Below are 18065 nucleotides of genomic sequence, written 5' to 3' on the forward strand. Positions count from 1 at the left end.
ATTCTGCCCTCGCCAGGCGATGACGTTGACCGGCGGGTTGGAGCGGTAGCCCCCCCTACCCCGGCAACGCCCCCAGCAACGCCTTGCCGGCTTCCTCGATGTGGGTGCGCAGGATCTCCTGCGCGGCCTCCGCATCACGGCGGCGGCAGGCGGCGAGCAGCTCGCGGTGCTCGCGGTCGGAGCGCACCGCGTAGTCGAGCTGGCGGATGGCGATGCGCAGGTAGCGGTCCGCCGCATCGTGCAGCAATGAGATATGCGCAAGCAGGCGCGGGCGGGCGCAGGCCTCGTACAGCGTCATGTGGAAGCGCTTGTTGAGCGCGCCGAACGCCTCGATCGGCGCGGTTTCCAGTTCGCCCTGGATGCTTTCCGCCCGGTCGATCCGGCTCTCGGTCAGTTCGGGGATCGCGTGGCGCAGGGCAAGGCACTCGGCCAGCACCCGCATCTCGTGGATCTCGGCGAGATCGCGCGCGTCGATGGCGGCGACGCTGGCGCCGCGATTGCGGACCATCTCCACGAAGCCTTCCGCCTGCAACAGGCGCAGCGCCTCGCGCACCGGCATGCGGCTGACGCCGTAGGCCTCGGCAATCGTCTCCTGGCGCAGCGGCTGGCCGGCGGCGAGTTCCCCGGAAATGATCCGCGCGCGCAGCCGGTCGGCGACGGACTGCGTCTGGTCGCGGCCCCTGGCGCCCGCCGTCTGCATCCCCTGCCCGCTGTCGCCCGATCCGCTCACGGTCATGATCCCCTTGCCTGTCCTTTTGCCCGCCGCGAGGTGCGGAGCGCGGGTCTTGCCGCGACTCAGGTCCCTCCTCCGACGCTCTCGAGAATTGACATAAGCCAGCGCCTGTTGCATTCAATATCTTAAATTGGATCCAATAAGGAGAATCGTATGACAGTTTCTCGCCTGCGCCACATCCCCGGCATCAATGTCGACAAGATGGGCAATGCCGCCGACGCGCTCGGTGATCCGGACATGCTGCGGCTGGAGAACCTCGACACGGATATCGCACCGCCGCGCGCCGCGCTGGAGGCGACCCGCGCCTCTGTCGATGCGGACGAGGCCAACAGCTACCTGCCGTTCCTCGGCATCCACGCCTTGCGCGAGGCGGCCGTCGCCCGGATCAAGACCGACACCGGCGTCGCATATGACCCGGAGGCGGAATGCATCGTCTCGGCCGGCGGCCTTTCCGGCATTCTCAACGTGCTGCTGGCGATCCTGGAGCCGGGCGACGAGGTGATCATCACCGATCCGGCCTATGCCGGCCTGCTCAACCGCATCCGCCTGGCCGGCGGCGTGCCGCGCCTTGTGCCCTTGAAGGTGACGGAGGGCGGCTGGCGGCTGGACCTTGAGGCGCTTGCAGCCGCCCGCTCCGACAAGACGCGCGCGGTGCTGACCATGAGCCCGTCGATGCCCTCGGGCATCGTCCATAACCACCAGGAATGGCAGGCGATCTGCGATCTGGTGCGGCAGACGGGCGCCTGGCTGGTGCATGACGCGGCGATGGAGCGGATCCTCTATACCGATGCGCCTATGCTGCACCCGCTGCAGTTTCCGGACATGCGCGAGCGCACCATCACCGTCGGCAGCGTCTCCAAGGAATACCGGATGATCGGCTGGCGCGTCGGCTGGATCGTCGGCCCGCGCGCCTTGATGAACGATGTCGGCCTCGTCAGCCTGTCAAACGTCGTCTGCCAGGTCGGCATCGGCATGCCGGGCGCGGCCGCCGCCCTGACGACCAATGACGACGGCGTGGCGCAGGCGACCGGACGCTGGCGCGCGCGGCGCGACCTGATCCTCGCCGAGCTCGCCGACCTTCCTTGCGTGCGCCCCGACGGCGGCTGGTCGTTGCTGATCGACACGGCCGCCCTCGACCTGCCGCCGGAGCGGGCCTCGGCGCTGCTGCTGGACAAGGGGCGGATCGCCGCCACGGCAATGACCGGCTGGGGCGCGCCGGACCAGGCCGGACGCTACCTGCGCCTCGTCTTCGCCAACGAGCCGCGCGCCCGCCTTGCCGGCATCCGCGAGCGCTTCCGCGCCGCTTGGGGGATGTGAGGCGGCAGCGCTAAAGCCGGGCCTCGATCTCGCGGGAAAGATGTCCGGCAACCTCGCGCAGGAGCGCGGGCGGGCCGAGCTCGGCATCGCCGGCAAAGCCGAGATAGGCCCGGCGCGCGGCGTGCAGCAACTCGCCCGTGCTCGCACCAAAGGCATTGGCGGCCTTTTCCGCCGCCTCGTCCTTGGACAGGAAGGTGCCGGTACCGGCGGTCCACCACATGCGCGCCAGCGTCAGAAGGACGTTGCGCGCATCCCCTTCCAGCCCTTCGAGCAGCCCCGGAAGCAGTTGGCGCATCGCCTCGCGAACCTGCGCAATGCCGATAGCGGGCAGCAGGTCGGCGGCAGCGGGGCCGGCGAGCGGCACGGCCTGCCGGCGCGCCTGCGCCAGAACCAGCGTGTGCTCGGGATCGGCAAGCGGCTGCGGCAGCTCGCCCGCCTCGAAGCGCTCGCGCAGCCATTCGCCATAGACGAAGGTGCTTTCCATCGCCGCGGAGGGGCGGGCAAGGGCGGAGCGCTCGAACACCATCAGCTCGAGGCAGCGCGGCCCGCCGACGGGAGCCGGATACGGCGCCGAGATCCGCAGCAGGGCATCGAGCAGCCGGTGGCGCGCAGATGCACCCGGCGGGCGGTCGACAACGGCGAGGAGATCGAGATCGCTATGCGGACGCAGCCCGCCGGCAACGGCCGAACCGTGCAAGTAGAGCCCGGCAAGCGGCATGTCCGCCTCCCCCTGCAGGAGAGCGAGAACCGCCCGCGCCTGGTCCGGAATTTCGTCGCGGTCGCCCATGGCCCGCCCCAAAACGACAAAGGCCCCGCCGCATGGCAGGGCCTTCGATCAAAACTCAAGACATCAATCGCAGGGAAGGCCGGCTCAGGCCGCCTTCTCTTCCGGCTCGCGCAGCACGTAGCCGCGACCCCAGACGGTCTCGATGTAGTTCTTGCCCGACGTGGCGGCTGCCAGCTTCTTGCGCAGCTTGCAGATGAACACGTCGATGATCTTCAGTTCCGGCTCGTCCATGCCGCCGTAGAGATGGTTCAGGAACATCTCCTTGGTGAGCGTCGTTCCCTTGCGCAGGGAAAGCAGCTCCAGCATCTGGTATTCCTTGCCGGTCAGATGCACGCGCTGGCCGGAAACCTCGACCGTCTTGGTGTCGAGATTGACCACCAGGTCGCCCGTGGTGATGACCGACTGGGCATGACCCTTCGAGCGGCGCACGATCGCATGGATACGCGCCACGAGCTCGTCCTTGTGGAACGGCTTGGTCATGTAGTCGTCGGCGCCGAAGCCGAGCCCGCGAACCTTGTCCTCGATGCCGGCGAGACCGGACAGGATCAGGATCGGAGTTTTCACCTTGGACACGCGCAGCGTCCGCAGGACCTCGTAACCCGACATGTCGGGCAGATTGAGATCCAGCATGATGATGTCGTAATCGTATAGCTTGCCGAGGTCGATACCTTCCTCGCCAAGATCCGTCGTGTAGACGTTGAAATTCTCGGACTTGAGCATCAGTTCGATGCTTTGCGCCGTTGCGCTGTCATCCTCGATCAACAGGACACGCATGCCAATCCCCTATGTCTGCCTATCCTGGGCAAGCCGCGCCGGCCAGTACGCTCCCGGTGCTAAGGACTGCGGTTAACCTCGACTCAGTGTGTGAGACAATGGTTAACAAATTCTGATTCACACCTGCAAGCGCCGATGAGGCCAGTTTGGAAAACTTTTCCAAATCCTTGAAAATTCAATGGAAATCCTTTCCATAAAATCTTCAAGTGTCACATTAACAAGCCGCGGCAAACGACTCAGGTGACTCAACCTCTACGCCGGACGCGGGACCCAGGATGGCTCGCCATCCAGAACCCTCGACATTAAGATTAACCAAACTTGTAAACGATAGGTTACCATATCTTCGCTTTCTGGGACCTTCTTTACCGACCCTTGAGGATCAGATGGACCCACTCTTCGCCGAACTCGAAGCCCTGATGCCCGCCGAGATCTACGGCCGCGTGGTCGCCGTGCAGGGTCTCCTGGTGGAAGTTGCCGGCCCCGTACACGAAATGAGCGTCGGTGCCGTCCTCGCCGTGGAGAGCGGGGAAAACGGTCCGGCCGTGCCGGCCGAGGTGGTCGGCTTCCGCGACGAACGCGCGCTGTGCATGCCTTTTGCCGGGCTGGAGGGCGTGCGCCTCGGATGCCGCGCCGTGCTGACCGCGCGCGAGAGCCTGGCCCATCCCTGCGACGGCTGGCTCGGGCGCGTCGTCAATGCCATGGGCGAGCCGATCGACGGCCTCGGCCCCCTGCCCGCCGGCGGCGAACCGCGGCGGCTGCGCACCAACCCGCCGGCAGCCGGGGAGCGGGGCCGCGTCGGCCCGCCGCTCGATCTCGGCGTGCGTGCGCTCAACACCTTCGTCACCTGCTGCGAGGGCCAGCGCATGGGCATCTTCGCCGGCTCGGGCGTCGGCAAATCGGTGCTGATGTCGATGATCGCCCGCAACATGGCGGCCGATGTCGCGGTGATCGGCCTGATCGGCGAGCGCGGCCGCGAGGTGCAGGAATTCATCGAGGACGACCTGGGACCGGAGGGCCTCGCCCGCTCGGTCGTCGTCGTCGCCACCTCCGACGAAAGCGTGCTGATGCGGCGCCAGGCCGCCTATCTGACCATGACGGTCGCCGAGCATTTCCGCGATGCCGGGCGCAACGTCATGTGCATGATGGATTCCGTCACCCGCTTTGCCATGGCCCAGCGCGAGATCGGCCTGTCCATCGGCGAGCCGCCGACCTCCAAGGGCTATACGCCGACCGTCTTCACCGAGCTGCCCAAGCTGCTGGAACGTGCCGGACCGGGCCGACCCGGATCGGGCTCGATCACCGGTCTCTTCACAGTGCTGGTGGAAGGCGACAACCACAACGAGCCGGTCGCCGACGCGGTACGCGGCATTCTCGACGGCCATATCGTCATGGAACGGGCCATCGCCGAGCGCGGCCGCTATCCGGCGATCAACGTGCTGAAGTCGGTTTCGCGCACCATGCCGCGCTGCGTGCCGGAAGAGGTGCAGCCGATCCTGCGCAAGGCACGGGCGCTGATGGCGACCTACTCCGACATGGAAGAACTGATCCGCCTCGGCGCCTATCGCCGCGGGTCGGACCCGGTGGTGGACGAGGCGATCGCCCGCCACGACCGGCTGGAGACCTTCCTCGGCCAGTCGAAAGGCGATGCGAGCACGATCGGAGCCGGCTATAGTGAACTTGCCAACCTTTTGGAAATGACTCTCGCTTAAGTTGGCCTGCGCAACGGGAGTATTGAGTAATGAAGTCGCGTGAGAGTCTCATTCGCCTGAAGCAGTTTCAGGTCGACGAGCGCCGTCGCCAGCTGGCACAGATCGAGTCGATGGTCGACGAGTTCAAGCGCATGGCCCGCGAGCTGGACGACCAGATCCTCGCAGAGCAGGAGCGTGTCGGCATCACCGATGTCGGCCATTTCGCGTACCCGACCTTTGCCAAGGCCGCGGCCCAGCGCCGCGACAACCTGCTGAACTCCGCCGAGGAGCTGAACGGTCAGCTGGAGGCCGCGCGCGAGGACCTGCGCGAGGCGCTGGAAGAGCTGAAGAAATTCGAGCTGCTGGAAGAGCGCGACCAGATTCGCGAGCGCCAGGAGCGCGATGCCGCCGAGCAGGACGCCCTCGACGAAGTGGCGGCGCGCCGCAAGACCCGGATCTGACCGTCGCCTTTTCGTGTCCGTGCAAGCGGGACGAGGCGGGTCGGCGCCAATTCTCCTCGACCCATTCCAAGGGGCCCGCAGCGCGGGCCCTTTTGCATTTGCGCGGGCCCTCTTTGCGTGGGATAGCAGCGCCCATGTGGACGATACGAAACGCAGGCGCGGGCGAAAGCGCAACGGCCATCGCGATCTGGCAGCGCGCCGTCGCGGCCACCCATGACTTCCTCTCCCCCGAGGACTTCGCGGAGATCGAGGAGATGGTGCGCGGCTTCCTGCCCGAGGTCCCGCTGACCCTCGCCCTCGACCGGGACGGCACGGTGGCCGGCTTCATGGTGCTGAGCGAAGGCCATCTCGATGCGCTGTTCATCGACCCGGCTGCCCATGGACGGGGTGCGGGACGTGCGCTCGTTGCCCATGCGCTGGCGCAGTTTCCGCGCCTCATGACCGACGTCAACGAGCAGAACGCGGGCGCTGCTGCCTTCTACGAGCGCCTCGGCTTCACCGTCACCGGCCGCTCCGAGCGCGACGACCAGGGCCGCCCCTACCCCTTGCTGCACCTGGTGCACGAGGCAGGCGCAAGTCCGGCGGCAAGCGCCGAAATGCGGGGCGGCTGAGCCATGCGCCTTCTGCTCGCCCTGCTCCTGCCGGCCGCCACCACCTGCTTCATTCTCGGCCTGACGCTGCCGCTGCTCGAACTGGAGCGGCTCTATTTCCTCACCGACCGTCCGGCGCTGCTCGCGCTCGTCGCCGGCCTGTGGCAGGAACAGGAAACGCTGCTGGCGGTCGTGGTCGGCCTCTTCTCCATCGCCTTTCCGGCGGCCAAGATCCTGGCCCTGCATGTGGCGGCCATCGCCGGCCGCTCGGGGATCGGCCATGCGTTGATGCATGCGCTCGGCAAGTGGTCGATGATGGATGTGATGCTGGTGGCGCTGGTCGTTTTCGCCGCCAAGACCAGCGGGCTGGCCTCGGCGACCAGCCTGCCGGGCCTGTGGTTCTACGCTTCGGCCACCGTGATGACCGCGCTGGCCGCCGCCATCGTCTCCCGCAACCGCTGAACGGACAAGCTCAGGACAGCGGCGCGCCGTTCGGACGATGGCTGCGCAGCTGGCTCGGCCCGCTGCCGGTCTTTGTCGCGCGGGTCCGGCGATAGGCATCGAGCCAGCGCATCGCCTGGGTCTCGGGGATGCCCAGATGCTTGCAGCGCAGATGCGCCAGAGCCAGGAACACCTGGTCGGACGTGCCGGAAACCCGGCACAGGCCGATCAACTCGTCGATGCCGGACTGGTACACCGCCCGCTGGATGGAGGCGACGCTTTCGCCGGTCTGGCGCGCCAACAGCTCGAACGCATCGCCCGTGCGCGCTTCCGCCAGCAGGACGAGCAGGATCGAACCAAAGCTGTACTTGCCCTCCTGCACCAGGCGCCAGGCCTCGTCCACATCGCAGGATTCCATGAAGAGGTTGTACCGGCGCCGCAGCTCGTCGCTGTCCGCCTCGGGCATGGTCAGGTCGCCCGGATCGGTTCCGCTGAGGATCGCCTCCAGGCGGACGCGGGTCGCCGCGTTCACATGCGGGATCAGCCACTCGCAGATCAGCGGCGTCAGGTCGCCGCGCGCCGCCACGCTGGAGCGCAGGCGCGTATCGGACAAGGAGCGCTTGGCCAGCGTCCGCAGCGCCCAGTCGGACAGGCCGGTGCGCCGGTTCTCGGCAACCGCCCGCCAGACCTTGGTCGGCCCCCGTTCCACCAGCGCATCCGACACCCGGCCCGGCAAGCCCTCGCGCCGGGCGACGACCAGAAGATGGCTCTCGGGCATGCGCCGGGCGATCTTGACGAGATCGGCCTCGGTCAAGGCCGGGCTCAGCTCCAGCATCGGCGTCGCCACGACGATCTCGTCGGTGGCAAGCCGGTAGGCGATCTGGTGCGGCGTCTGGCTCCACGGCGCCATGCGCTGGGACAGATGCGCGCGCACCTTCAGCTCCGCCCCGTCGAGCAGTTTCATGATGATGTCGCAGAACAGCCGCAGTTCCTCGTCGCTGTGCTCGCCCACGCGATCCAGAAAAAGATCGGCGACGCGCTGCAGCAACCTGCAGCGCGCCTCGCGGGTCGGGTTGCGAGCGAGCTTCAACAGTTCGTTGAGCATCCGGTGTCCTTTTGCGGCTCTTGCAACCTGACACGTTCCGGTTACCAATCCCTTGCCGGAGAGGATCGGATGCAACCGGATCCCGGACTTGATTCCATTCTGATATATCAGTAGTCGAGTAGACATCCGGCTACGCTGGCCGGCCAGATATCCTTCGTTCCTGACGCGCTGGAGACGCCCATGCCGAACGGTCATCACCTCGTCGCCGGAGACTGGATCGCCGGTACCGGCGCCTTCCACGCCCTCGATCCCGCAACGGGCAAGCAGCTCGCCCCCGCCTTCGCCGAGGCCGACGCGGCGCTGGTCGACAAGGCCGCACGCGCGGCGGAGGCTGCCTTTGCCGACTATTCCACCCGTCCGGTCGCCGAGCGCGCCGCCTTCCTGCGCCGTATCGCCCGGGAGATGGAGATCGACGGCGAGGCCATCGTCGCGCGTGCCATGCGCGAAAGCGGACTGCCGGAAGCGCGCCTGACCGGCGAGCTCGGCCGCACCACCGGCCAGCTCCGGTTCTTCGCCGACTGGATCGAGGCCGGCCACTGCTTCGATGCCCGCATCGACACCGCCCAGCCGGACCGCAAGCCGCTGCCGCGCCCCGACATCCGCTCGATCCTGCGCCCGCTCGGCCCCGTCGCCGTGTTCGGCGCCTCGAATTTCCCCCTCGCCTTCTCCACCACCGGCGGCGACACCGCCTCGGCCCTGGCCGCCGGCTGCCCGGTCGTGGTCAAGGGACACCCCGCCCATCCCGGCACGGCGGAGCTGGTGGCGCGCGCGGTCGCCGCCGCGATCCGCGCCTGCAACATGCCGGCCGGCACCTTCTCGCTGCTGCAGGGCGCAGGCCATGCGTCCGGCGCCGCGCTCGTCGCCCATCCCCTGATCTCCGCTGTCGGCTTCACCGGGTCGCTGCGCGGGGGCCGCGCGCTCTTCGACATTGCCGTCTCGCGGCCGCAGCCGATCCCGTTCTACGGGGAGCTCGGCTCGATCAACCCGGTCTTCGCCCTGCCGGCGGCCCTTGCCGCACGCGCGGCGGCGCTCGGCGCCGACTGGGCCCGCTCGCTGACGCTGGGCACCGGCCAGTTCTGCACCAATCCCGGCGTCGTGGTGGCGCTGGAGGGTGAAGGGCTGGAGGCGTTCCTGGATGCCGCCGACGCGGTACTCGCGGACGTGCCGGCTCAGGCCATGCTGACCCCCGGCATTGCCGGCGCCTATCGCCGGGCCGTCGAGGGGCGCACGCAAGATGCCGCGCTTTCGAAGCGCACATCTGCAGCTTCCCCCTCTGCAAGCGGGAAACCGGGCAGCTGCCACGTCACGCCGGCGGTCTTCGAGACGGCCGCGGCCGCCTTCCTCGCTTCGCACGCCCTGCAGGAAGAGGTGTTCGGACCGGCGGCCGTCGTGGTGCGGTGCCGCAGCGAAGAGGAGCGGCTCGCCGTTGCCGCCGCGCTGGAAGGCCAGTTGACCGCGACGCTGCTGATGGAGCCGGACGATGCCGAGGACATGGCAACCGCCCGCAAGCTCGTTCCCGTCCTGGAGCGCAAGGCCGGCCGCCTGCTGGTCAACGGTTTCTCCACCGGCGTCGAGGTCTGTCATTCGATGATGCACGGAGGCCCGTATCCTGCCTCCACCGACACCCGCTCCACCTCGGTCGGGTCGCGTGCCATCCTGCGGTTCCTGCGGCCGGTCGCCTATCAGAACCTGCCGGCGGGCCTGCTGCCGGAGGGTCTTGGCGAGGACGCCGAAGGCCCCCGTCTGGTTGACGGCACGCCCCGATAGGGTAGGTAGTTAGGGGAAACCTCCAGGAGACGGTCGACATGCCGGCCGTTTCCCAAACCGCTGTCTTGCATCCTGCCTTCCTGCTTGCGGTCGGCGCGGATCGCCGATGCGGCAAAAAGAAGGATTCCGCATGCCCTGCAACGGACGCTTCGCCCGTCTCCTCTTCCCCCTCCTGCTTGCCGCCCTCCTGCTGCTGCCTTCGGGCCTGCCGGGACCGGCTCTCGCCCAGTCCGGCCAACCGGCACCGCAGCAATCCGGCGAACAGGCATCAGGAAGCCCGGCAGGAGCGGCGCAGTCCGTTGCGCAGACCCGCCAGGATGCGGACGCGCTGATCCGGCTGCTGCAGGACCCCGGCGCGCGCGGCGCGCTGATCGACTATCTGCAGCGCGACCCGGCCACCGCTCCAACCAACGCCCCGGGCACGGCCGCTCCGGCGCCTTCCTCCTCCTCGCCCGTACCGGCGGAAGGCGCGCCTTCGGACGCATCTCCGGCCGCCGCGGAAGGGGAAGTAACCCCGGCCGAGACCGAGGCGGAGCGCCAGCCGAGCCACATCGCTCTGCGCATCGCCATGGCCACGCAGAATGTGGTCAGCGAAGGCATGGTCTATGTGGAGCGGATTGCCCGCTCCTTCACCTCGCTGCCGACGGCACTGTCCTATAGCGCCGGAGCCAACTGGGATCGCGTCCAGAGCATCCTGCTGCAGCTGGTGATCATCGCCTTCGTCGCCTTCGCCATCGTGGTGCTGCTGCACAAGCTCGCCTACCGGCTGTTCGCCCGACTGATCGGCCGGGACCAGTCGATGACGGTGGTCAAGCGCGTCACGCTTCTGGTGCTGCATCTGGTGGCAGAGGCGCTGATCGTGGCCATCGCGCTGGGCGCCGGTTACGCCGTCGCGCTCTATACGGGCGAGAACCTGCGCCATGTCGAGCTGGTGGAATCGCTCTTCCTCAACGCCTTCTTCTTCATCCAGATCGCCAAGGTGCTGACGCGGTTCGCACTGAGCCCCGAGTTTGCCGCCCTGCGCCTGGTGCCGCTCGACGACGAGCAGGCGCTGTACTGGCGCCGCTGGCTGTTCACCATCTACAACGTGCTGGGCTACGGCACGATGGTCGTGGTGCCGCTGATCGCCAACAACATCTCGTTCCTGCTCGCCGACTCGGTGCGCATGATGATCGTGCTGGCCAGCGTCCTGATCGCCATCTCCGCGATCATGCGCAACCGGCTGGCAACGCGCGAACGCATCCTCGCCTATGGAGAACGCCAGTCGAACGTCGTCACCACCGGCCTGGTGGAGATCGTCGCCCGCACCTGGCACATCGTCGCCATCATCTACGTGCTGATGCTGCTCGGCGTGTGGCTGTCCCGGCCCTTCGACGCGGTCACGTTCATGGTCCGCGCCACCGCCCTGTCGGTGCTGACGGTGATGGTCGGCACCATCGTCTCGCTGGCGCTGACCCGGGCCATCGCCGGCGGCGTGCGCCTGCCGCAGAACGTGCATGAGCGCCTGCCCATGCTGGAGCGGCGCCTCAACACCTTCGTGCCGCGGGTGCTCTCGCTGGTCCGCCTCGGCGTCTTCGTCTGCGTGATCATCGGCATCCTGCAGGCATGGGACATGATCGACGCCCTGTCATGGTTCAGCTCCAGCGACGGGCAGGACTGGACCAGCCGCGCCGCGTCCGCCGGCATCATCATCGGCATCGGCTTCCTGATCTGGCTTGCCGTGATGAGCTGGGTGGACCTGCGCCTCAACCCGCGCGGCCGCCTGCCGACCTCGCGCGAGAAGACGCTGTTCAACCTGTTCCGCAACGCCTTCTCGATCCTGCTGGTGGTGATGATCACGCTGCTCGCCCTGTCGGAGATCGGGGTCAACATCGGCCCGCTGATCGCCGGTGCCGGTGTCTTCGGTCTCGCCATCTCCTTCGGTTCGCAGAAGCTGGTGCAGGACATCATCACCGGCGCGTTCATCCAGTTCGAGAACGCCATGAACGAAGGCGACGTCGTGACGCTCGGCGGCGTCACCGGCACGGTGGAGAAGCTGACCATCCGCTCGGTGCGCCTGCGCGACATCGACGGCACCGCCCACATGATCCCCTTCTCCACGGTCGACCGGGTCGCCAACTTCATGCGCGGCTGGGCCTATCACGTGGCGGCGATCGGCGTTGCCTACGACAGCGACCTCACGGAAGTGAAGCTGGCCATGCATGCGGCCTTCGACCGGCTGATGCAGACCGACTACAAGTCGGAGATCCTGGAGCCGCTGGAGATGCACGGCATCACCATGTTCGGCGACAGCGCCATCACCGTGCGCGCCCGCATCAAGACGCGCCCGGGATCGCAGTGGTCGGTCGGCCGCGCCTACAACGAGCACATCAAGGCCGTGTTCGACGAGCGCGGAATAGAGATCCCGTTCCCGCAGGTCACCTATCACATGCCGCCGAAGCTCGCGGCGAGCGAGGACGAGGAAAAGGTGATCGAGGCGACCGCCAAGCCGGCAAAGGCGAAAGCGAAGGCGGAGGCCGGCGAGACGGACAGCCAGGCAGCCCAGCCCGACGACGCCGAGCCCAAGGCCCCGCGCCGCCGGCGCAAGAAGAAGCCGCAGGACATTCCCTCCGAAGACGAGGTGTGATCCCGCGCAAGCTTCCCTGCCGATCAAGCACGGCCGGGCGACCTGCGCCCGGTCGCAGCCGGTAAGGGGCGCACGCCCCCTCGCAACGCATTGCGCCCCCGGCACAACCGGCCCACCATGTTCGGGCAGCATTGGCGCCTGGGGCCAAGCATTCGGTACACTTGCCAATTGTGACGAGGAAATTCCCGGCCCGCCTGTCGGGCAGGTTTTTTCTCCCGAAACGGACCGAAAATAGAAAGCATCATCCTGTTGTAACCCGTTTCAGGCGCGACTACTGTGCCATCAAGGCTGCTTGCGGAAAAACAACCTTCCCAAAGGGAAGCACTGCCGCGACATGCCGAATATTCAAACGGGAGAGTATCCATGATCATTCGCCGCAGCATGAAGGCCGCCCTTCTGGGCGTCAGCCTTGCCTTGTTCGCGACCGGTGCAGCCTCGGCCAAGAACCTCGTCTATTGCTCTGAGGGTTCGCCTGAAGGCTTCGACTCCGCGCTGTACACCGCCGGCACCACTTTCGACGCCTCGTCCAAGCCGGTGTTCAACCGCCTCGTCGAGTTCAAGCGCGGCACCACCGAGGTCCTGCCGGGGCTCGCCGAGAGCTGGTCGGTCTCCGACGACGGGCTGGAGTACACCTTCAACCTGCGCAAGGGCGTCAAGTTCCACACCACGTCCTTCTTCACGCCGACCCGCGACTTCAACGCCGACGACGTGATCTTCTCCTTCGAGCGCCAGCGCGACCCGAACCACCCGTGGCACGCCTACACCGCCGGCGCGTCCTGGGAGTATTTCAACGGCATGTCGATGCCCGATCTCATCAAGGAGATCGTCAAGGTCGACGACTACACGGTGAAGTTCGTGCTGAACCGGCCGGAAGCGCCGATGATCGCCAATCTCGCCATGGACTTCGCCTCGATCCTGTCGGCCGAATATGCCGACAAGCTCGCCGCGGACGGCAAGATGGACATGATGAACCAGGAGCCGGTCGGCACCGGTCCGTTCTCCTTCGTCGGCTACCAGAAGGACGCGGTCATCCGCTACCAGGCCTTCGCCGACTATTGGGGCGGCAAGCAGCCGATCGACAACCTGATCTTCGCGATCACGCCGGACGCCTCGGTGCGCCTGCAGAAGCTGAAGGCCGGCGAGTGCCACGTGATGCCGTATCCGGCACCGGCCGACATCGCCGACATCAAGGCCGATTCCAACCTGAACCTGATGGAGCAGGAAGGCCTCAACGTCGGTTACCTCGCCTACAACACCCAGATGGCCCCCTTCGACAACCCGAAGGTTCGCAAGGCCCTCAACATGGCCATCAACAAGCAGGCGATCCTCGACGCGGTGTTCCAGGGCGCCGGCCAGGCGGCCAAGAACCCGATTCCGCCGACCATGTGGTCCTATAACGACCAGATCGTCGACGATCCGTACGATCCGGACGCAGCCAAGAAGATGCTCGACGAGGCCGGTGTCTCGGGCCTGAAGATGAAGGTCTGGGCGATGCCGGTGCAGCGCCCGTACAACCCGAACGCCCGCCGCATGGCGGAGCTGATCCAGGCGGACTTCGCCAAGGTCGGCGTCGAGGTCGAGATCGTCTCCTACGAGTGGGGCGAGTATCTGAAGCGCTCGAGCGAGAAGGACCGCGACGGCGCCATCCTGCTCGGCTGGACCGGCGACAACGGCGATCCGGACAACTTCCTCGCCGTGCTGCTCGGTTGCGACGGCGTCGGCGGCGCCAACCGCGCCCAGTGGTGCCACCAGCCCTTCGACGACCTGATCCAGAAGGCCAAGACCATCTCGGACAAGGCCGAGCGCACCAAGCTCTACGAAGAGGCCCAGGTGGTCTTCAAGGAGCAGGCGCCGTGGGCCACCATCGCCCATTCGGTCGTGTTCATGCCGATGTCGGCCAAGGTGTCCGGCTATGTCATGGATCCGCTCGGCGGCCACTGGTTTGACGGCGTCGACATTGCCGAGTAAACCGCGCGCCGCCGCGGCCGGAACGCTCCGGAAGTAACCTTCCGGGGCCGACCGGCCCGGCCAACGCCATCCCGCACCGGCCCGGATCCAGTCCGGGGCCGGTGCGGTCGTTTTGGACGCATCCGATGATCCGTTTCCTGTTCGCCCGTCTGGCCTTGCTCGTTCCGACCTTCATCGGCGTGACGATCATCGCCTTCGGCTTCATTCGCCTGCTGCCGGGTGATCCCGTGCTGCTGCTGGCCGGCGAGCGCGGCCTCAGCCCCGAACGCTACAACCAGCTGATGGAGCAATTCGGCTTCTCCCAGCCCATCTGGCAGCAATATCTCGACTACATCGTCGGCGTTCTCACTGGCGATCTCGGCAATTCCATCGTCACCAAGAAACCGGTCTTCGACGAATTCATGGCGCTGTTCCCGGCGACCGTCGAACTGGCCCTGTGCGCGATCATCATCGCGGTGGCGCTCGGCATCCCCGCAGGCATCCTGGCCGCTGTCCGGCGCGGCTCCGTCGCCGACCAGGCGATCATGGGCACCGCGCTGATCGGCTATTCGATGCCGATCTTCTGGTGGGGCCTGCTGCTCATCATCCTGTTCTCCGGCATCCTGCAATGGACACCGGTTTCGGGCCGCATCTCCCTGATGTACTTCTTCCCGCAGGTCACCGGCTTCATGCTGATCGACAGTCTCCTGTCGGGGCAGAAGGGTGCCTTCACCTCGGCCCTCAGCCATCTGATCCTGCCCTCCATCGTGCTGGCGACGATCCCGCTGGCGGTCATCGCCCGCCAGACCCGCTCGGCCATGCTGGAAGTGCTGGGCGAGGACTATGTGCGCACCGCAAGAGCCAAGGGCCTGGCGCCGCTGCGCGTCGTCGGCCTGCATGCGCTCAGAAACGCCATGATCCCGGTGCTGACCACCATCGGCCTGCAGGTGGGCGTACTGCTCGCCGGTGCCATTCTCACCGAGACGATCTTCTCCTGGCCGGGCATCGGCAAGTGGATGATCGACAGCATATCCCGCCGCGACTACCCCGTCGTGCAGGGCGGCCTGCTGATGATCGCCCTCATCGTGATGATCGTGAACCTGACGGTCGACATGCTCTACGGGCTTGTCAATCCGCGCATCCGCCACACCTGAGCCGGAGCCGACCATGACCGACACCCCCCCTTCCGCCGTCTCCGTCGAGGCCGAAAGCCGCAATGCCACGCGGCAGATGCTCGCCGAGTTCTGGTTCTACTTCTCCCGCAACCGCGGCGCCGTCATCGGCCTTGTGGTCTTCGCCACCCTGGTGCTCGTCGCGCTCGCCGCACCGCTCGTCGCGCCGCACGATCCCGACATGCAATACCGCGACAGCTTCCTCACCCCGCCGTTCTGGTCGGAAGGCGGCAAGACGGCCTTCCTGCTCGGCACGGATGCGGTCGGCCGCGACATTCTCTCGCGGCTGATCTACGGCGCCCGCTTCTCGCTGTTCATCGGTCTCGTCGTGGTGACCATCGCGCTCAGCGGCGGCATCGTGCTCGGCCTCGTCGCCGGCTTCTTCCGCGGCTGGGTCGACACCGTGATCATGCGGGTGATGGACGTGATCCTCGCCTTCCCCTCGCTGCTGCTGGCGCTGGTGCTGGTCGCCGTGCTCGGGCCGGGCCTCGTCAACGCCATGATCGCCATCGCCCTGGTGCTGCAGCCGCATTTCGTCCGCCTGACCCGCGCCGCGGTGCTGGCCGAGCGCAACCGAGACTATGTGGTGGCCGCACGGCTCGCCGGCGCCGGCAAGCTGCGGCTGATGTTCAAGACGATCCTGCCGAACTGTCTGGCGCCCCTGATCGTCCAGGCAACCCTGTCCTTCTCCAACGCGATCCTCGATGCGGCGGCTCTCGGCTTCCTGGGCATGGGCGCTCAGCCGCCCACCCCCGAATGGGGCACCATGCTGGCCGAGGCGCGCGAGTTCATCCTGCGCGCCTGGTGGGTGGTGACCTTCCCGGGCCTTGCGATCCTGATCACCGTGCTGGCGATCAACCTGGTCGGCGACGGCCTGCGCGATGCCCTCGACCCGAAGCTGAAGCGGAGCTGACCCATGAGCCTGCTCGAAATCCGCAATCTCAGCGTCGAATTCGACACCGCCGCCGGCCCGTTCCGCGCCCTTGCCGGTGTCGACTACACGGTCGAGGCCGGAGAGGTGCTTGCCATCGTCGGCGAAAGCGGCTCCGGCAAGTCGGTCGCCATGCTGGCCCTGATGGGCTTGCTGCCCGACACGGCGACGGTCACCGCCGACAAGATGACCTTCGAGGACATAGACCTCCGGTTCTTGTCCGCAGCGCGTCGGCGCCAGGTCATCGGCAAGGACATCGCGATGATCTTCCAGGAGCCGATCGCCAGCCTCAATCCGTGCTTCACGGTCGGCTTCCAGCTCGACGAGGCGCTGAAGACCCACACGAAGCTCGACCGCCGGCAGCGCCGCGACCGGGTGATCGAACTGCTCACCGCCGTCGGCATTCCCGAGCCGGAACGCCGCGTCGGCGCGTTCCCGCACCAAATGTCGGGCGGCCAGTGCCAGCGGGTGATGATCGCCATCGCCACCGCCTGCAATCCGAAGCTGCTGATCGCCGACGAGCCGACCACCGCGCTCGACGTCACCATCCAGAAGCAGATCCTCGACCTTTTGACCGGCCTGCAGCGCGACCACGGCATGGGCCTCATCATGATCACCCACGACATGGGTGTCGTCGCCGAGACCGCCGACCGGGTGGTCGTCCAGTATCAGGGGCGCCAGATGGAAACCGCCGACGTGCTCACCCTGTTCGAGAACCCAAGCAATCCCTACACCAAGGCGCTGCTGTCGGCCCTGCCCGAGAACGCCACCGGCGACCGGTTGCCGACCGTCGCCGATTTCGGCAGGGACTTCACGCCGGGTGCCGGCAACGGGGCGGATACCGGGCGGGAGGCGCGCTCATGAGCGATGCGATCCTGAAAGTCCGCGACCTCAAGCGCGACTACGAGATCGGCGGCGGCCTGTTTTCCGCCCCCCGCCTGCTGCACGCGGTCAAGGGCGTCAGCTTCGACGTGGAACGCGGCACGACGCTGGCGGTGGTCGGCGAAAGCGGCTGCGGCAAGTCGACCCTCGCCCGCATGCTGACGATGATCGACCAGCCGACCTCCGGCTCCATCGAGATCGACGGCAAGGCGATCGACATCGCCCGCCACGGCGTCACCCGCGAAATGCGCCAGGCGGTGCAGATCGTCTTCCAGAACCCGTACGGCTCGCTCAATCCGCGCCAGAAGATCGGCGCCGTGCTGGAAGAGCCCCTGCTGCTCAACACCTCGATGAGCGCGGCCGAACGGCGCGATGCGGCGCTTGCCATGCTGGAGAAGGTCGGGCTGAAGCCGGAACATTACGGGCGCTATCCGCACATGTTCTCCGGCGGCCAGCGCCAGCGCGTGGCGATTGCACGCGCGATCATGCTGCGCCCGCGCCTGCTGGTGCTGGACGAGCCGGTCTCCGCGCTCGACCTTTCGGTGCAGGCGCAGATCCTCAACCTGCTCGCCGACCTGCAGGACGAGTTCGGCCTCACCTACGTCTTCATCAGCCACGACCTGTCGGTGGTGCGCTACATCGCCGACAAGGTGATGGTGATGTATTTCGGCGAGGCGGTCGAATACGGCACGCGCGACGAGGTCTTTGAGAACCCGCAGCACGAGTACACGCGCACGCTTTTCGCGGCGACGCCAAAGGCCGATGTCGCAAGCATCCGTGCCCGGCTGGAAAAGAAGAAGGCCGCCGCCGGCTGAGTGCCGGGGCGGCGGCCCGGGTATCTGCG

16 protein-coding genes are annotated in these 18065 nt (G+C 67.1%); 12 read left to right on the forward strand and 4 right to left on the reverse strand.

From position 1 onward, the window contains the following. Positions 1-55: 55 nt before the first annotated feature. Positions 56-736: a GntR family transcriptional regulator gene (locus H7H34_RS18395; RefSeq protein WP_245165118.1), complete on the reverse strand. Its 681-nt coding sequence runs from the start codon at positions 734-736 to the stop codon at positions 56-58. A gap of 150 nt (positions 737-886) precedes the next feature. Here H7H34_RS18395 and H7H34_RS18400 point away from each other — a divergent pair, with 150 nt between their 5' ends. Beyond that, the gene (locus tag H7H34_RS18400; protein WP_185926066.1) at positions 887-2050 is read left to right on the forward strand and encodes a pyridoxal phosphate-dependent aminotransferase; all 1164 of its coding nucleotides are present in this window, start codon (positions 887-889) and stop codon (positions 2048-2050) included. Between the two features lie 10 nt (positions 2051-2060). Here H7H34_RS18400 and H7H34_RS18405 read toward each other — a convergent pair whose 3' ends face one another. Both H7H34_RS18405 and ctrA read right to left on the reverse strand, forming a co-directional pair. Next, a complete protein-coding gene (locus tag H7H34_RS18405) occupies positions 2061-2837 on the reverse strand; it encodes an aminoglycoside adenylyltransferase domain-containing protein (RefSeq protein ID WP_185926067.1) in 777 nt (258 codons plus the stop codon). A gap of 84 nt (positions 2838-2921) precedes the next feature. After that, positions 2922-3611 (reverse strand): response regulator transcription factor CtrA, encoded by a 690-nt coding sequence (ctrA, locus tag H7H34_RS18410; protein ID WP_067218837.1) that lies wholly within the window; start codon positions 3609-3611, stop codon positions 2922-2924. Positions 3612-3994: 383 nt separating this feature from the next. Between ctrA and fliI the strand changes: the two genes are divergently transcribed. From fliI to H7H34_RS18430, 4 genes are all read left to right on the forward strand, one after another. Next, entirely contained in the window at positions 3995-5320 is a 1326-nt protein-coding gene (gene fliI / locus H7H34_RS18415; RefSeq protein WP_120269555.1) for a flagellar protein export ATPase FliI, read from the forward strand. Positions 5321-5349: 29 nt separating this feature from the next. After that, positions 5350-5760, forward strand: coding sequence for a flagellar export protein FliJ (gene fliJ, locus H7H34_RS18420; RefSeq protein ID WP_120269556.1), 411 nt, complete (start codon positions 5350-5352; stop codon positions 5758-5760). A 134-nt stretch (positions 5761-5894) separates the two neighbouring features. Further along, positions 5895-6371 carry an acetyltransferase gene (locus tag H7H34_RS18425; protein WP_185926068.1) on the forward strand — a complete coding sequence of 159 codons (477 nt, stop codon included), beginning with the start codon at positions 5895-5897 and terminating at the stop codon, positions 6369-6371. A 3-nt stretch (positions 6372-6374) separates the two neighbouring features. Next, positions 6375-6812 (forward strand): paraquat-inducible protein A, encoded by a 438-nt coding sequence (locus H7H34_RS18430; protein WP_185926069.1) that lies wholly within the window; start codon positions 6375-6377, stop codon positions 6810-6812. 10 nt (positions 6813-6822) lie between these two features. Here the strand turns inward: H7H34_RS18430 and H7H34_RS18435 are convergent, their stop codons facing one another. Beyond that, positions 6823-7896, reverse strand: a complete 1074-nt coding sequence (locus H7H34_RS18435; protein ID WP_185926070.1) for a DUF2336 domain-containing protein — start codon at positions 7894-7896, stop codon at positions 6823-6825. 180 nt (positions 7897-8076) lie between these two features. On the opposite strand from H7H34_RS18435, the gene H7H34_RS18440 reads away from it, so the two are divergent. The 7 genes from H7H34_RS18440 (at position 8077) to H7H34_RS18470 (ending at position 18036) form a co-directional block, all read left to right on the forward strand. Further along, positions 8077-9663, forward strand: coding sequence for an aldehyde dehydrogenase (NADP(+)) (locus H7H34_RS18440; protein WP_185926071.1), 1587 nt, complete (start codon positions 8077-8079; stop codon positions 9661-9663). Positions 9664-9793: 130 nt separating this feature from the next. After that, the gene (locus tag H7H34_RS18445; RefSeq protein WP_185926072.1) at positions 9794-12289 is read left to right on the forward strand and encodes a mechanosensitive ion channel domain-containing protein; all 2496 of its coding nucleotides are present in this window, start codon (positions 9794-9796) and stop codon (positions 12287-12289) included. A gap of 363 nt (positions 12290-12652) precedes the next feature. Further along, a complete protein-coding gene (locus tag H7H34_RS18450; RefSeq protein WP_209006250.1) occupies positions 12653-14257 on the forward strand; it encodes an ABC transporter substrate-binding protein in 1605 nt (534 codons plus the stop codon). Between the two features lie 125 nt (positions 14258-14382). Then, positions 14383-15390, forward strand: coding sequence for an ABC transporter permease subunit (locus tag H7H34_RS18455; protein WP_120269750.1), 1008 nt, complete (start codon positions 14383-14385; stop codon positions 15388-15390). 13 nt (positions 15391-15403) lie between these two features. Continuing rightward, complete coding sequence (locus H7H34_RS18460; protein ID WP_185926073.1) at positions 15404-16321, forward strand: ABC transporter permease subunit; 918 nt, start codon at positions 15404-15406, stop codon at positions 16319-16321. Between the two features lie 3 nt (positions 16322-16324). After that, on the forward strand, positions 16325-17203 hold the full coding sequence (locus tag H7H34_RS18465; protein ID WP_185926074.1) for an ABC transporter ATP-binding protein: 879 nt from the start codon (positions 16325-16327) through the stop codon (positions 17201-17203). Continuing rightward, positions 17200-18036, forward strand: a complete 837-nt coding sequence (locus H7H34_RS18470) for a dipeptide ABC transporter ATP-binding protein (protein WP_120269565.1) — start codon at positions 17200-17202, stop codon at positions 18034-18036. Before H7H34_RS18465 ends, H7H34_RS18470 begins: the two co-directional genes overlap by 4 nt. Positions 18037-18065 lie beyond the last annotated feature (29 nt).

It is taken from the genome of Stappia sp. 28M-7 (assembly GCF_014252955.1).
Taxonomy (GTDB): Bacteria; Pseudomonadota; Alphaproteobacteria; order Rhizobiales; family Stappiaceae; genus Stappia.